This is a genomic window from Vibrio sp. 99K-1 (assembly GCF_013114585.1).
GTDB lineage: Bacteria > Pseudomonadota > Gammaproteobacteria > Enterobacterales > Vibrionaceae > Vibrio > Vibrio chagasii_B.
Window position 1 is genome coordinate 101,782 of sequence record NZ_VTXF01000008.1, and the last position, 14,796, is coordinate 116,577.

Below are 14,796 nucleotides of genomic sequence, written 5' to 3' on the forward strand. Positions count from 1 at the left end.
CGTGATCTAAGTCAATAGATATTTTTACGTCTAGACGGCTAAACGTCGATTGTATTGCTAAGATGGAAACAAATCGTTAACGAACGCAAAACTAAATAGATAGTGATGAAGCAAATAAAGCGTGTAATAATTAATGATTAATAGAGAGTTGATAGAGAACAAAATTTTGTCTAAACCTGCTGTTTTTTTAGATCGTGATGGTGTGATTAATGTTGATCACGGCTACGTACATGATGAGCATGACTTTGAATACATCGATGGTGTGTTTGAAGCGGCGAAAGCGTTTAAAGATATGGGTTATTTATTGGTGCTTGTGACTAACCAGTCTGGTATTGCTCGCGGCATGTTTAGTGAAGACCGTTTTCTCTCTTTAACGCAGTGGATGGATTGGAACTTTGTCGATAATGGCGTTGAGCTGGATGGCATTTATTACTGCCCTCACCACGCTGAACACGGTATTGGTGACTACAAGCAAGATTGTGATTGCCGTAAGCCAAAGCCTGGCATGTTCATTTCCGCGCGTGACTTTCTAAAGATTGATATGGCTAACTCCGTAATGATCGGCGATAAAGCTGAAGACATGATGGCTGCAGAAGCGGCAGGTGTTGGCACTAAGGTATTGGTAAGAACCGGTAAACCAATCACTGAAAAGGGTGAAGCCTTGGCAAGCGTTGTCCTTGATAGCATTGCGGACGTGCCTGCTTTCCTGAAAGGCTAAGACATGTCACGACCTTTATCGGTATAAAGATGAGGAACGAAGTATGAAAGCTATGTTGGTAGCATCTCTATGTACGGTAGCATTAATGGGGTGCTCTAAATCAGCAGCGCCGGATAGTGCTGCATCGGACAATCAATTCGTGACTTATCAATGTGAGTCTGACGTTTCATTTGAAGTGGCTTACCTTGATAATGAGAAAGCGGTATTACGTTTACCTGAAAATGAATACCGTCTGACTCAAGTGGCAGCAGGTTCAGGCACCAAATACATCTTAGATGATGGTACTGCGGAGCTTATCAACAGCGTCACTTTACGTACTAAAGGTGACAACGCACGTCTAGAACTTGGCCGTGTGGTCTATCGAAACTGCCGAAAGTAAGTCATAGTTAACGACTAAGATTTACAAACAGTTAAGTGAGGGATTATGCCCTCACTGCTTATTTTCCTCCCTTTAACGTTAGACTTTTTATGAGCAAAAAACTCACTATTCTCGATATTGCTAAGCTGTCCGGTGTTGGTAAGTCAACCGTATCTCGCGTTCTGACCAATGATCCTAAAGTCAAACCTGAAACCCGTGAAAGGGTGGAAAGAGTAATTCAAGAATCTGGGTACACGCCTTCAAAGTCTGCGCAATCAATGCGTGGTGGCAGCCAAAAAGTCATCGGCGTGATCATCTCTCGTTTGGACTCTCCCTCTGAAAACAAAGCGGTAAGTACTATGCTAGCTGAGTTGTATCGAGCAGATTACGATGTAGTGATCATGGAAAGCCAACTCGACAGAGACAAAGCCAATGAACACCTTCAGGTTCTAAAGCGTCGCAATGTGGATGGCATCATTGTGTTTGGCTTTACGGATTGTGACATCCCTGCTATCGAAGCTTGGGGGCACAAAGCTGTGGTGATTGCGTTGGATACTGAAAACGTAACGTCTATTAACTATGACAACCAACAGGTGATCAACAGTGCGTTAGCGCATCTGTCGGATCAGGGGATCTCCGATGTTGGATTTATTGGTGTCGATCCTAGCGATAAATCAACCGGTGAACTTCGTCTCAAGGCTTATCTAGATTGGTGCGAGAACAGTGGGGTGATTGCGAATTATCGTACAGGTCAACTTCATCATGAAAGCGCTTATCAGTTAGTGGATGAGGTACTGACTCCTACAACCCAAGCGATTGTCTGCGCCAGTGACACATTAGCTCTTGGTGTAATCAAGCGCCTGCAAGAACGACAACGTGAAGATGTCGTTGTAACCGGTGTTGGTGGTAACGATCTTCTCTCTTTCTTGTTTCCTCGCGTATTTAGTATTGATCCTGGTTATCAATCTGCAGGCAAGTTGGCTGCTAATTTATTGATATCTCAGCTTTTAGGTAATACAGAGATCTCTCATCACACTCAATCACCAATTCAATAATCCACTCAATTAAGCGAAATTGAACCGCTTAGATTAAAATTAGAGTGTGATCTCTTTCAATTAATGGGACTGTTCCCATTTTAATTTATCATTCAGCTAGGCATTATAATAACCAGTTTTGGGAATGTTCCCATAAATCTAAGCCTGAGTGATTGTGACTGAATGGTTTAGATGATTCATTGAATGAAACCAGGGTGGGGTAGTATGAGTAAGATAGCGAAGCAAGACATTACGCGTCTTATCGAGTTAGTCGGCGGCAAAGAAAATATTGCGAGTGTCAGCCATTGTCTGACTCGTCTGCGTTTTGTATTGAATGAGACAGAACAAGCAAATAAAGCAGAACTAGAAAAGCTCAAGCTAGTTAAAGGCTGCTTTACCAACGCAGGTCAATTCCAAGTAGTTATTGGCACCGAAGTTGATGAAGTGTACGCACTTCTGATTGAGCAAACGGGTAAAGAGGCCTCATCAAAAGATGAAGCGAAGCTAGCCGCTCGTCAGAACATGAACTTCCTTGAACGTGGTATCTCCCATTTAGCCGAAATTTTTGTACCACTGCTGCCTGCTATTATTACTGGTGGTTTGATTCTTGGTTTCCGTAATGTGATTGGCGACATTCGCATGTTCGACGGCAAAACCTTAGTTGAAATCAGCCAATTCTGGGCAACCGTTCACTCTTTCTTGTGGCTGATTGGCGAAGCGATTTTCTTCTTCCTACCGGTTGGTGTGTGTTGGGCGACGGTTAAGAAGCTCGGCGGAACCCCTATTTTGGGTATCACGCTCGGTGTGACCTTAGTGTCGCCGCAGCTGATGAACGCTTACATGATAGGTAAAGCCGTTCCTGAAGTGTGGGACTTTGGCTTTTTTGTTATTGAGAAAGTTGGCTACCAAGCACAGGTGATCCCTGCGATGCTCGCTGGTGTGGCATTAGCCTTCATTGAAACCAACCTTAAGCGCATCGTGCCTGCTTACTTGTACCTTGTGGTTGTGCCATTTGTATCGATCATTTTGTCTGTGATTCTAGCGCACGCTTTCATTGGTCCATTCGGTCGTATGCTGGGTGATGGCGTCGCATTCGCAGCGAAAGCGGCCATGACAGGTGATTTCGCGATTCTTGGTTCAGTGGTATTTGGCTTCCTTTACGCACCTTTGGTTATTACGGGTATTCACCACACAACCAACGCCGTCGATTTGCAGTTGATGCAAGATTTAGGCGGTACGCCAATCTGGCCTTTGATTGCGCTATCTAATATTGCACAAGCTTCAGCGGTTGTTGGCATCATTATCTTAAGTAAACGCGAAGGTGAACGAGACATCTCGGTTCCAGCAGCAATCTCTGCCTACTTAGGTGTGACAGAGCCTGCGATGTACGGCATCAACTTGAAATACAAATTCCCAATGCTGAGCGCAATGATCGGCAGTGCCGCTGCGGCTGCAATCTGTGGTAGTGCCGGTGTGATGGCGAATGGTATCGGGGTTGGTGGCTTGCCGGGCATCTTATCTATTCAACCGCAATATTGGTCTGTTTACTTAATTGCGATGCTGGTGGCGATTGTATTACCTGTAACCTTGACGCTGTTCTTCTACAAGCGCGCACAGTCAAAAGGTGAGCTCGAAACCGCAAACGCGTAACGCATTTTATAAGCGATGACTTCAATTGAGTCATCGCTTTTTCTCTTAGAAATGACTTCTATTCGACCATGTGAACATGGTGATTTTAATTTATATTTTTGGTAAGTGAGTGTTAGAGATGGCGATGACTGAACATGATGAAAGCTGGTGGAAAACCGCAACCATCTATCAAATCTACCCAAAGAGCTTTTGTGACAGTGGAAGCAAAGGAACTGGTGATATCAAAGGGATCATTTCGAAACTGGATTACCTCAAACACTTGAGTGTCGATGCAATTTGGTTAACTCCGGTTTACGCATCGCCAATGATTGATAACGGCTACGATATTTCAGATTACTACGCGATTAACCCTCAATTCGGCACTATGGAAGACTTCGACTTATTGCTGGCTGAAGCACATCAGCGTGGTATTCGTATCGTGATGGATATTGTGGTTAACCATACCTCCACTGAGCATGTATGGTTCCAATCTGCTTTGGGCGACAAAAACAGCCCTTACCGCGATTATTATATCTGGAAAGATCCAGTAGATGGTCAAGCTCCAACTAACTGGCAGTCTAAGTTCGGTGGCAATGCGTGGGAACTCGATGAGGCGACTGGTCAATATTACCTTCACCTGTTTGCCAAAGAGCAAGCCGACCTGAACTGGGAGAATCCGGTCGTTCGTGAAGAAGTGAAAGACGTTATCAGCTTCTGGGCTGAGAAGGGCGTCGACGGTTTCCGCTTAGACGTGATTAACCTGATTTCAAAGCAGCAAGATTTCCCTAATGACGATATCGGTGATGGTCGCCGTTTTTACACCGACGGCCCACGTGTGCATGAATATCTAAAAGAGATCAGCGAAGCGGTATTCAAGAAATATGGCAGCGTGACGGTTGGTGAGATGTCTTCGACGACACTCGCGCATTGCCAGCAGTACTCAAACATTGATAACAGTGAGTTATCGATGGTGTTTAACTTCCACCATCTTAAAGTGGATTACACCAATGGTGAGAAGTGGACTAATGCACCATTTGATTTCTTGCAACTCAAATCGATCTTCAACCATTGGCAAACAGGCTTAAATGGAAAAGGTTGGGGCGCGCTGTTTTGGTGTAACCATGACCAACCGCGAGTGGTGAGCCGTTTAGGTGATGATAAGAACTACCGTGTTGAGTCGGCTAAAATGCTGGCGGCGTCTGTCCATATGATGCAAGGCACGCCTTATATCTATCAAGGTGAAGAGATTGGTATGACGAATCCAGGTTATACCGAAATTAGCCAGTATCGTGATGTAGAGAGTACTAACATGTACGACATCATGGTCAATCGCGATGGTGTGGAGCATAAAGATATGATGGCGATTCTAGCGCAGAAGTCTCGTGATAACTCTCGTACACCGATGCAATGGAATAGCGAAGCATATGCGGGCTTTTCAAAAGCTCAGCCATGGCTGGATGTTGCGAACAACTACCCTGAGATCAATGCAGAGCAAGCACTGGAAGACACAGACTCGGTGTTTTATTTCTACAAGAGTTTGATTGAACTTCGTAAAGAAGTGCCTGTGATTACTCATGGTAGTTATCAAGATTTGCTACCTGAGCACCCATCGGTATTTGCGTATTCTCGTGAGAGTGAAGAGCAGACTCTACTGTGTATTAATAACTATTATGGTGAAGGGTCGGAATGTACTTTACCTGAGCGTTTTGATATGACGAATGCCAAGTGCTTGCTTTCTAACTATCAAGAGACAGATGGCTCAGTAACATCGCATCATCAAGTATTGCGCCCTTACGAGACTCGTATTTTGTTGATTGAGGGCTAGCTAGCCAGGTCACTTTATTAAGGTATATCTAAACACAAAATAAAGCTCATGATCTTTAGTACCCCAGTAGGTCATAAGCTTACCAACAAGGCTTTGGATTGCTCCCCAAAGCCTTTTTACATCAGTGTGCTGCAGTTAGTATCACTAGGCTTTTTCTATTGCTGTCAGCTTAGCTGCTGATTCCTCAATGGTGGATTGTTCCACTGACATCAATTCAATCTGCTCAATCAGGCCAATCGTTGGGTTGAACCAGCGCTCAGACGATGTACCAAACTCTGCTGAATCCATACCGACACAGCCAATGTAGTAAGTGTTTTTCTCCGTAAGATTCGCAGCTTCGATCGATTTACCCGAAACAGTGAAGCTTTTACGTACACCTGTTTCATTGATTTCTTGCTGCCAAGTAACTTGGCATGACGCATCAGTTGGCAGTGATTGCACCCACTGGTGATCCTCAAAGTCACTCAACATATTCGCGACGGCTTCTCCATCAAGCGTGATCTGCAGTGAAATGGTTTCTTCGCTGATATCAATAATTGGGTTGCTCTCTTTTACGTCTGTTCCTTTCAAACGGAACAGTGGGCTGCTGTACATCATTCTTGTGATGTATTGGCTACCAATGAAGTAAGCATTGGTGATTTCGTGTAACCCACGGTCAGGACCTGCAAAATAAATGCTGCCGTCTTCTTGTGTGCCTTCAGCATTCGTCATGATGTCTTCAGAGACATAAAACTCGGTGATGCCGTAATTGATCAGGTCGTTGATAACTTGAATTTCCGCTTCATTGCCTGACTCTGATTCTAAACCTGCAATGACGAGCTCACCACTTAACGGCGTGAAGTTCATCGTCATCGAGCCTTCATTTTCACCATCTTTGGTAAATGCGTATTTCAATGCTGTGCTTGTTTGAGGCGCGAATTGAGAGTCATTGATTGGGTAATCGACTTGATTGCTTGGGCCTTTATTGCCATTGGTTGAACCAGAAGAAGAGCCGCCTCCGCCACAGCCATAAAGAGCAAAAAGAGAAGTCGCAAGCAGCGTCATGGTTTTTTTCATGTGAAGCATTCCTAATAATGTTGTTGACCGTGAGCGGTCGGATGTTTTTAGGAATGCTATTGATATGAGGGTTTATAGGGCAAAAAACGAAGACACATGAAACCTTAATTTATATTTAAGTTGCTGTTATTAATGGTTTTATATTATTTAGTCCGATAGTTGATGCCCGACAGCGGTACAGTAATTTAGCATCAGATTCTCCCACTGCTTGATGATCAGCGGCTCTTTGACACTGAGTTTTAGATTTTTCCAAGGCTGAAGGCAGGTCGATTTTGACTCTGGCTTGGATAAGCGCGCAAACAGTTCTTCCGATGGAACGACTCGTAGTAAGGCAACCAAAGACTCCATGTAGTTGAGGCGAAACTTATCCATGTCTCCTTGCTTATAAGCGATGTGAGATACCACCATATAAACCAGAGCATTTTCGATAGTCGAGTTTCCGGCGGTGTTGGTTAAGAATTCCTTCGAAGTTTGCAGATCTCTCAACTTGAAGTGAATAATCCCCAGCCACAGCTTAAGTTCGTCTGGAATCAACTTAAAGTGGGTTTGCACTAGGCTAGTAAATCGAATCAGTCGCTGGTGATCTGTCTCAAATAGCGCTAGCTGGCGAGCGATCAGCGTTGAGGTCATCACGTTGAGTGGTACGTTCTCAAGATCGATAGTTGTGCCATTCAATAGAGCACTTAATGCGTGATTGTCGACAGACCATTCCGGATAGAGCGGAGCAGGCAGAGCAAAGTAGCTCGCAAGTTCTTGGTTAATCTCCATCAAGCTCTCGCTGAGATTGTCTATCTCAATAGAATAAACGCCACGAAAGGCAAGCTTACCTGAGCTCGGGTAGATAAGGCTGACCTTGGCTGCGAGTCGTTTGTCGACCTCTTGGTCCTTCAGCTGAATATTAAGCAGATAGTCACTGGTGCGCATGTTCTTTGCACCAGGGAAGAAAGGAGAGCTATCTATCGGGTCTAGGAAGTAACTTGGGGCATCTTGGTTGGCTAAATCGGTATAGGCGTACTCAATTTGTTGTTGAAGCAACAGAGCTTTAACCATCTTGCGATAATGTCTTGCATTGTCACCGACCGCATCGATGCGATTGAGTAGCAGCTCAACCTTAGGAATTAACCTCTGTTCACGTTCAACCTCAGAGGCATGGTTCGACGAATGCCATAACATGTAACCCAAGCTTGCTGTAGTGATCAGTAACACCAGAGTCGTTAACAGGAGAACAGAGGTCACTAGCGTCGGAGTCTTTCGCGCTTTCGGTTGTTCTGTTTCCAAAACTGTTTCTGCTGTTTCAGATGCTGCATTAGATAAGCTGACCGAGCTAGGGCTAAGAAAGTAGCCTTTGCGGGGGTAAGTGACCAAAATCTTGGTAGCGTCGCTCTCAGGCAAGTGTTTTTGTAGTACCGAGCGAAGTGTGCTGATTCGGTTGGTGAGTACGTTTTTGGAGATGAAATTACTTTGCCAAACTGCCGAGATAATTTGCTCTGCCGCTAATGGCTCTCCGACGCTCGTGAGAAATAGCTCAAGTAACTCGATAGAACGAGGCTCTAAATCGATGACCTGCTCGTTGCAACTCAAGACACGTGTCATTGGGTTGAATTCTAAACCTTCAATGAAGATCGAGGTTTGAGTGTCTTTGGCGCTGGAGAGGTAATCTTGCATATCGAAAGAGGGGTAGCTTATAAAAGCTAAATACTAGCTGTTTTCGTTATGAAAAACAGCTAGTAATTCATTGATTGGATAGCTAGTGTTAAGACGCGTAGTTCACCGAGTAGCGTGTGGGCTTATGATTCATCGCTAGTACGATATTCAATACTGCTGTACCTAGCACTGACACTGCAATCACCCAAGGCGATACAAAGAAGAATGAGGCAAACAGAATACACGCGTCGATCGCCATTTGAGTTTTACCCACTGAGATGCCGTAGCGATCTTGAATAAATAGACACAAGACGTTGAAGCCGCCTAAGCTCGAACGATGACGGAATAGAATCAGCATACCCAAGCCCATCAATAAACCACCGGCTACTGCACAGTAGATCTCATTATGAACTTCGAGCGAAATAACCAAGTATAAATGATCGGCAAACACAGACACTAAAGCGCCGGAAATCGCACTGCTGATCGCAAAGCTGCGACCAAAACGTTTCCACGCCAATAGATAGAATGGACAGTTAGCGACAAAGTATAGAATACCGAAGGTTACAGGTAAAAATTGACTCAACAGTAGAGCCAAACCAGTAGTACCACCGGTAAGCAGGTGCGCAGACTGTAAAAAGAAGACGCCTAACGCTACTAAAAACGTGCCCGTCAGGACTGCAATCCAATCTTCTTTACGTGAGTGTTTTTCCATCGTTTTAATAATTACCTAATCAATAAAGGCGTGCATAGTAGAGAAAAACTTAAGCTTTCGGTAGCTAGAGGGGCAAAATTAAGGTAAACCTATGTAATCTGCGTTTTACAGGGTGTAAATCGTAAAATTGACAGTAAGGAACATCTTTGGTTGGATAAGCCCAATAACCATGATGAATCTTATTTGTGATTATGAAAAAACTGCATGATAAAATTGCAATTAGCTCTTTATGACCTAGATCAAATTATGTAGAATGCGTCACATCAAAACGGTGACGGAAACGTTTGCTTTCGGTCGTTGTGTGGTTTTTTTGAAACTTTCAGTACAATCTGAGTCAGGAGATACAGATGCTTAAGCGTGACATGAACATTGCTGATTACGATGCGGATCTATTCGCAGCTATCCAAGAAGAAACTCTTCGTCAGGAAGAGCACATCGAACTTATCGCTTCAGAAAACTACACAAGCCCACGTGTAATGGAAGCTCAAGGTTCTCAGCTAACAAACAAATACGCTGAAGGCTACCCAGGCAAGCGTTACTACGGTGGTTGTGAGTACGTAGACAAAGTTGAAACTCTAGCAATTGAACGTGCATGTGAGCTGTTTGGTGCCGAGTACGCGAACGTACAGCCTCACTCAGGTTCTCAAGCAAACAACGCTGTATACATGGCGCTACTGAACGCAGGCGACACAGTTCTAGGTATGAGCCTAGCGCACGGTGGTCACCTAACTCACGGTTCTCCAGTAAACTTCTCTGGTAAGCTTTACAACATCATCCCTTACGGCATCGACGAAGCAGGCCAAATCGATTACGAAGAGATGGAAAAGCTGGCTATCGAGAACAAACCTAAGATGATCATCGGTGGTTTCTCTGCTTACTCTCAAATTTGTGATTGGAAGCGCATGCGTGAAATCGCTGACAAAGTAGGTGCTTACCTATTCGTCGATATGGCTCACGTAGCGGGTCTAATCGCGGCAGGTGTTTACCCGAACCCAGTTCCACACGCGCACGTTGTTACAACAACAACGCACAAAACGCTAGCAGGCCCACGTGGCGGTCTAATCCTTTCTAACGAAGGCGAAGACCTTTACAAGAAGCTGAACTCAGCAGTATTCCCAGGCGGCCAAGGTGGTCCTCTAATGCACGTTATCGCTGGTAAAGCAGTAGCGTTCAAAGAAGCTCTAGAGCCAGAGTTCAAAGAATACCAAGCACGCGTAGTTGCTAACGCAAAAGCAATGGTTGCTGAATTCCTTGAGCGTGGTTACAACATCGTTTCAGGTTCTACAGAGAACCACCTGTTCCTAGTTGACCTAATCAACAAAGACATCACAGGTAAAGAAGCAGACGCAGCACTAGGTGCAGCAAACATCACAGTAAACAAGAACTCAGTACCAAACGACCCTCGCAGCCCGTTTGTAACGTCAGGTATCCGTATCGGTTCTCCTTCTATCACTCGTCGCGGTTTCTCAGAAGCAGACGCGAAAGAGCTAGCAGGTTGGATCTGTGACATCCTAGATAACATGGGTGATGAGTCTGTTATCGAAGCGACTAAAGCAAAAGTGCTAGAGATCTGTAAGCGTCTACCAGTTTACGCTTAATTTTTTCTTCGTAGTAATTTGAACTTGGTTGTCGAGCATGCTCACTTACATTCGTAAGCTCCGCGTGCTGTCCTAGAATTTCAAACAACTACTTTGAAAAACACTTTTAAAGGGACTCATAGAGTCCCTTTTTTATTGGTATAGAAATGCTTAGAGCGCGAACGAATTTCTGTGTCGCACATACTCATTTGCTAGCGCAAACTCCGTGTGAGCTCCTTGAACTTCGCTCATCTACTTTGAAAAATGCTTTTAAAGGTCCTTCTGGGGCCTTTTTGTTTTAGGGAAGGGGGCTGAAAACTCTATGTCTTTTCTTTTCCTTGAACTAAAGCTATTTGATTGAAAAATGATGATTTTAAAGGCTCCTGTTGGGAGCCTTTTTTGTATCTGATGGTCAGCTGATGAGAATCAAGAGAAGCGGGTATTAAAAAGGGCTAATGCTTTCACATTAACCCTTTGTATTTGTTGTTTGTGTTGGTTCTACTTTTTGATGCTAAGTAGGGTGCCTGATTTACACTTGAACGAGTAGTAATGACGGCTTTCATTAAACTTACCTAAGCCTTCGCCATCGCAGTAGTCGATGTTGATGTCACGCATTACTTCTAGTGTATCTTCGCTGTTCAAAGCGAATTTAGAGCCATCAGAACAGACGATACGTACTCTTTCATCGTGGCTTACAGAGTAAATATCGACTTCGGTATTACACAGCTCAAAAGAGGCTTCACGAAAATTGTCTTGCTGAGTATTTGAAGCGCAACCTGCAGTAAGCGTTGCAGCGAACACTGCCAAAAGTCCGAGTCTTTTCATTGTTAATCCTTCGCTATCATCAAGTTGGTTGATGAGTTTTTATATGCTATTTGAGGTAGCCTATACAACTACACGCTACGATTCAAGGCGCGTTCTTAGAGTCTAAGATATAAAAAGGGAGTAAGGAGGAGATAATTTATATTCTGCAGGATGTTTTGATTGAAATGCTACACCTATAAAAAAGACCAACATTGAGTTGGCCTTTGTCTATAAAGCTGAGTTTACATCATTATCTAAACTGTTTTGCTTCTGGCAGGTATTCAAAACCAGCAGATTCGAGCTTAGCGATTAAGGCTGCTTTGTCGATTTCGTAGAAGTTAACCACTCGGTCCAAGTCTCCGCCGAAATCGTCACGTAGCTTCATGTTGACGATGCTCATCAACATAACAGGATCCATCTTTTCAAAATTAGCGAGGTTCATAATTAGTCCTCGAAATCTGAAATGAGTAGGTTAGCAGCTGCAAATGCCGCACGTTCGCGAGCTTCTTTAGGAAGAGATTCATCTGCTGCAAGGTCGTTTAATGTTTTTACTGCGCAGGTGATCGCTTGAGGGATGTAGCCTTGGTCGCCACTACCAATTTGAGAGTACAGTTCACGTACCAAATCACAACAATCGTATACTTTCATTTTTATACCTAACCAAATGATAACTGCTCTCAATATACACATAGAGATAAGCAAAAACAAAGCGGATCTGACGAAGATCAGAGTTAGTTTGTTCTTGCTCAATATCTCATTTTATTGCGCTTCAGTTTGTCACTTTATTAGGTGACCAGTTAACCAATGATTGGTCGACTAGCCCGCGACTTGCTGCTCCAGCTGGAATTTCACTTCATCTGCAAGGTTGAGTTGCTTCGCTAATTCTTTCAAGTAAGCCTTTTCCATGAAGTTCTGCTCGTCAGCCACGATCAAAGAGGCTAAGTAGATCTCACTGGCTTGTTGCGGTGAGCTTGCGAGTTGAGCAATTTCGCTCGGATCGAGCGGTTTGTGCAACTCTTCAGACACTAACTTAGTCAGCTGATAATCTGCGCCCATGTTTTCGACGGCTTGTTCAATTTTAGCCATCTCTTGCTCATCGACATGACCGTCCGCTTTAGAAGCCGCAATCATAGATCTTAGAATAAGTAGATTATGACAAGCATCTTGCTCATCAAAGGTGGCTTGTGGAGATGAGTCTGGTGTGCCTTGTTTGGCTTGGTAATCGTTATATACCTTGTATGCCAATGCACCAAGCGCAGCTGCTCCACCAATACCCACGGCCTTCTTGCCAATCTTCTTGGTTTTCTTTGAGCCCATGAGAGCTCCTAGCAACCCGCCACCAACTGCTCCTGCACCTAATGCACCAAGTGTACTTTTGCTGCTGCCTTTACTGCCTTGTGCAAGACCGCTTAGGCCAGATGAGCTTTGTGAGAGTTTCTGAGTGCCTTGTTTAACAAGGTCTGACTTAAGTGCTTGGTTAAGTAGGCTTTTAAGATCCATCGATACCTCCAATGGTAAACGCGTCTAATGAGTTGATGAATCCAATATACGTATTTAAAGATGAACCGGGGATTAACTTACGTTATTTACTTTATCGAGAAATGAGAGAGTGAGTGAAGGTGAAGAGGGGAAATAAAAAAGGCCGCCAGATGGCAGCCTTCTATTATTTGCTTTGCAAGATCACTTACTTTGCTGAGTTTGCTTATTTAGCAAATTGAGAAGTAACGTGTTCAACGATTGAATCGATAGCAACAGCTTCTTTAGTACCAGCACGACGGTTCTTGTACTCGAAGTTACCTTCTTTCATTGAGCGGTCGCCGATCACGATAGTGTGAGGGATACCAATTAGCTCGATGTCAGAGAACATTACGCCTGGACGCTCTTTACGGTCATCGAATAGTACTTCGATACCCATAGCTGTTAGTTCAGCATATAGCTTCTCAGCCGCTTCTTTAACTTCTTCAGACTTGTGCATGTTCATAGGAACGATAGCAACTTGGAAAGGTGCTAGTGCATCCGGCCAGATGATGCCGTATTTGTCATGGTTCTGCTCGATTGCAGAAGCAACAACACGTGATACACCGATACCGTAACAACCCATCTCAAGGATAACGTTCTTACCGTCAGGACCAAGCACGCCACAGTTCATCGCTTGTGAATAAACGTTACCTAGTTGGAAGATATGACCAACTTCGATACCACGTTTAAGCTGAAGTGTACCTTTACCACATGGGCTTAGGTCGCCTTCGATTACGTTACGTAGGTCTTCTACTTGAGCAAGCTCAACGTCACGACCCCAGTTGATACCGAAGTAGTGCTTACCATCTACGTTTGCACCAGCGCCAAAGTCGCTCATTACAGCAACAGAGCGGTCAACGATGAATGGTAGCTCTAGGCCTACAGGACCAAGTGAACCTGGACCAGCGCCAACGAGTGCACGAATTTCTTCTTCAGAAGCCATCTCTAGTGGAGAAGCAACTTGTGGAAGGTTTTCCGCTTTCACTTCGTTCAGTTCGTGGTCGCCACGGATGATTAGAGCAATGATGTCGGCATCTACTTCATCAGAAGCTTTAACGAATAGAGTCTTAACTGTTTTCTCGATTGCTAGACCGTGTTGCTCTACCAATTCTGCGATAGTTTTCGCGTTTGGTGTATCAACCAGTTCCATCTCTTGAGTTGGTGCAGCAGCTTCTTCAGTTGGAGCAAGTGCTTCAGCTTTCTCGATGTTTGCTGCGTAATCAGATTCTGTAGAGAATGCGATTAGGTCTTCGCCGCTTTCAGCGAGTACGTGGAACTCTTGAGAACCACTACCACCGATAGCGCCTGAGTCTGCTAGTACTGGACGATACTCAAGACCCATGCGGTCGAATGCATTACAGTAAGCATCGTGCATCGCTTGGTAAGACTTTTCTAGGCCTTCTTTGTCGATGTCGAAGCTGTACGCATCCATCATCGAGAATTCACGAGCACGCATCACGCCGAAACGTGGACGACGCTCATCACGGAATTTCGTTTGAATCTGGTATAGGTTTAGCGGCAGTTGTTTGTACGAGTTAACTTCGTTACGAACTAGGCTCGTGATTACTTCTTCAGCTGTTGGGCTAAGAACAAACGGACGAGAATGGCGGTCAGTAAAGCGCAGTAGTTCTGGGCCCATTTTTTCGCTACGACCAGTCTCTTCCCATAGCTCAAACGGCTGCACTACGGGCATTAAAGTCTCAACTGCACCTGCATTATCGATCTCTTGGCGAACGATGTTTTCGACTTTACGCAGTACACGCAGACCGGTAGGTAGCCAAGTGTATAAACCTGAAGCTAGCTTACGGATCATACCTGCACGTAGCATCAGCTGGTGGCTGATAACTTCTGCGTCGTTTGGAGTCTCTTTCAGAGTAGAAAGAAGATAGTTACTGGTACGCATTCTATGGTATCCGTTTCA

The 14,796-nt window shown here is 44.5% G+C and carries 14 protein-coding genes; 6 read left to right on the top strand and 8 right to left on the bottom strand.

All coding sequences use genetic code 11. From position 1 onward, the window contains the following. Nucleotides 1-166 precede the first annotated feature (166 nt). The 5 genes from gmhB (at nucleotide 167) to treC (ending at nucleotide 5,564) form a co-directional block, all read left to right on the top strand. Entirely contained in the window at nucleotides 167-718 is a 552-nt protein-coding gene (gene gmhB, locus F0228_RS08410) for a D-glycero-beta-D-manno-heptose 1,7-bisphosphate 7-phosphatase (protein ID WP_004738542.1), read from the top strand. A 43-nt stretch (nucleotides 719-761) separates the two neighbouring features. Continuing rightward, the gene (locus F0228_RS08415) at nucleotides 762-1,097 is read left to right on the top strand and encodes an MliC family protein (protein WP_171731052.1); all 336 of its coding nucleotides are present in this window, start codon (nucleotides 762-764) and stop codon (nucleotides 1,095-1,097) included. 89 nt (nucleotides 1,098-1,186) lie between these two features. Beyond that, on the top strand, nucleotides 1,187-2,131 hold the full coding sequence (gene treR, locus F0228_RS08420) for a trehalose operon repressor TreR (protein WP_008222915.1): 945 nt from the start codon (nucleotides 1,187-1,189) through the stop codon (nucleotides 2,129-2,131). Nucleotides 2,132-2,335: 204 nt separating this feature from the next. Beyond that, complete coding sequence (gene treB, locus F0228_RS08425; RefSeq protein WP_216610932.1) at nucleotides 2,336-3,760, top strand: PTS trehalose transporter subunit IIBC; 1,425 nt, start codon at nucleotides 2,336-2,338, stop codon at nucleotides 3,758-3,760. 118 nt (nucleotides 3,761-3,878) lie between these two features. Continuing rightward, entirely contained in the window at nucleotides 3,879-5,564 is a 1,686-nt protein-coding gene (gene treC / locus F0228_RS08430; protein WP_171762109.1) for an alpha,alpha-phosphotrehalase, read from the top strand. Between the two features lie 144 nt (nucleotides 5,565-5,708). Here the strand turns inward: treC and F0228_RS08435 are convergent, their stop codons facing one another. From F0228_RS08435 to F0228_RS08445, 3 genes are all read right to left on the bottom strand, one after another. Beyond that, complete coding sequence (locus tag F0228_RS08435; protein WP_171731050.1) at nucleotides 5,709-6,620, bottom strand: hypothetical protein; 912 nt, start codon at nucleotides 6,618-6,620, stop codon at nucleotides 5,709-5,711. A gap of 147 nt (nucleotides 6,621-6,767) precedes the next feature. Next, on the bottom strand, nucleotides 6,768-8,285 hold the full coding sequence (locus F0228_RS08440) for a winged helix-turn-helix domain-containing protein (protein WP_116871737.1): 1,518 nt from the start codon (nucleotides 8,283-8,285) through the stop codon (nucleotides 6,768-6,770). 88 nt (nucleotides 8,286-8,373) lie between these two features. Continuing rightward, nucleotides 8,374-8,976, bottom strand: a complete 603-nt coding sequence (locus F0228_RS08445; protein ID WP_061032592.1) for a YitT family protein — start codon at nucleotides 8,974-8,976, stop codon at nucleotides 8,374-8,376. 347 nt (nucleotides 8,977-9,323) lie between these two features. Here F0228_RS08445 and glyA point away from each other — a divergent pair, with 347 nt between their 5' ends. Then, entirely contained in the window at nucleotides 9,324-10,574 is a 1,251-nt protein-coding gene (gene glyA / locus F0228_RS08450; protein WP_004738553.1) for a serine hydroxymethyltransferase, read from the top strand. 477 nt (nucleotides 10,575-11,051) lie between these two features. On the opposite strand, the gene F0228_RS08455 is transcribed toward glyA, so the two are convergent. The 5 genes from F0228_RS08455 to F0228_RS08475 all read right to left on the bottom strand — a co-directional run bounded on the left by F0228_RS08455 (nucleotide 11,052) and on the right by F0228_RS08475 (nucleotide 14,778). Then, complete coding sequence (locus F0228_RS08455; protein ID WP_008222921.1) at nucleotides 11,052-11,378, bottom strand: hypothetical protein; 327 nt, start codon at nucleotides 11,376-11,378, stop codon at nucleotides 11,052-11,054. A 229-nt stretch (nucleotides 11,379-11,607) separates the two neighbouring features. Next, entirely contained in the window at nucleotides 11,608-11,799 is a 192-nt protein-coding gene (locus F0228_RS08460; RefSeq protein ID WP_008222922.1) for a DUF4250 domain-containing protein, read from the bottom strand. A 2-nt stretch (nucleotides 11,800-11,801) separates the two neighbouring features. Beyond that, the gene (locus F0228_RS08465) at nucleotides 11,802-12,005 is read right to left on the bottom strand and encodes a YaeP family protein (RefSeq protein WP_004738556.1); all 204 of its coding nucleotides are present in this window, start codon (nucleotides 12,003-12,005) and stop codon (nucleotides 11,802-11,804) included. A 168-nt stretch (nucleotides 12,006-12,173) separates the two neighbouring features. Continuing rightward, on the bottom strand, nucleotides 12,174-12,857 hold the full coding sequence (locus F0228_RS08470) for a tellurite resistance TerB family protein (protein ID WP_171731048.1): 684 nt from the start codon (nucleotides 12,855-12,857) through the stop codon (nucleotides 12,174-12,176). Between the two features lie 202 nt (nucleotides 12,858-13,059). Next, nucleotides 13,060-14,778, bottom strand: a complete 1,719-nt coding sequence (locus tag F0228_RS08475) for a proline--tRNA ligase (protein WP_004738559.1) — start codon at nucleotides 14,776-14,778, stop codon at nucleotides 13,060-13,062. Between the last annotated feature and the right edge of the window lie 18 nt (nucleotides 14,779-14,796).

Bases quoted from the DNA above. Each gene is read 5' to 3' on its own strand.
- F0228_RS08415 (WP_171731052.1), top strand. From the start codon at position 762: ATGAAAGCTATGTTGGTAGCATCTCTATGTACGGTAGCATTAATGGGG.
- treR (WP_008222915.1), top strand. From the start codon at position 1,187: ATGAGCAAAAAACTCACTATTCTCGATATTGCTAAGCTGTCCGGTGTT.
- treB (WP_216610932.1), top strand. From the start codon at position 2,336: ATGAGTAAGATAGCGAAGCAAGACATTACGCGTCTTATCGAGTTAGTC.
- treC (WP_171762109.1), top strand. From the start codon at position 3,879: ATGGCGATGACTGAACATGATGAAAGCTGGTGGAAAACCGCAACCATC.
- F0228_RS08435 (WP_171731050.1), bottom strand. From the start codon at position 6,620: ATGAAAAAAACCATGACGCTGCTTGCGACTTCTCTTTTTGCTCTTTAT.
- F0228_RS08440 (WP_116871737.1), bottom strand. From the start codon at position 8,285: ATGCAAGATTACCTCTCCAGCGCCAAAGACACTCAAACCTCGATCTTC.
- F0228_RS08445 (WP_061032592.1), bottom strand. From the start codon at position 8,976: ATGGAAAAACACTCACGTAAAGAAGATTGGATTGCAGTCCTGACGGGC.
- glyA (WP_004738553.1), top strand. From the start codon at position 9,324: ATGCTTAAGCGTGACATGAACATTGCTGATTACGATGCGGATCTATTC.
- F0228_RS08455 (WP_008222921.1), bottom strand. From the start codon at position 11,378: ATGAAAAGACTCGGACTTTTGGCAGTGTTCGCTGCAACGCTTACTGCA.
- F0228_RS08460 (WP_008222922.1), bottom strand. From the start codon at position 11,799: ATGAACCTCGCTAATTTTGAAAAGATGGATCCTGTTATGTTGATGAGC.
- F0228_RS08465 (WP_004738556.1), bottom strand. From the start codon at position 12,005: ATGAAAGTATACGATTGTTGTGATTTGGTACGTGAACTGTACTCTCAA.
- F0228_RS08470 (WP_171731048.1), bottom strand. From the start codon at position 12,857: ATGGATCTTAAAAGCCTACTTAACCAAGCACTTAAGTCAGACCTTGTT.
- F0228_RS08475 (WP_004738559.1), bottom strand. From the start codon at position 14,778: ATGCGTACCAGTAACTATCTTCTTTCTACTCTGAAAGAGACTCCAAAC.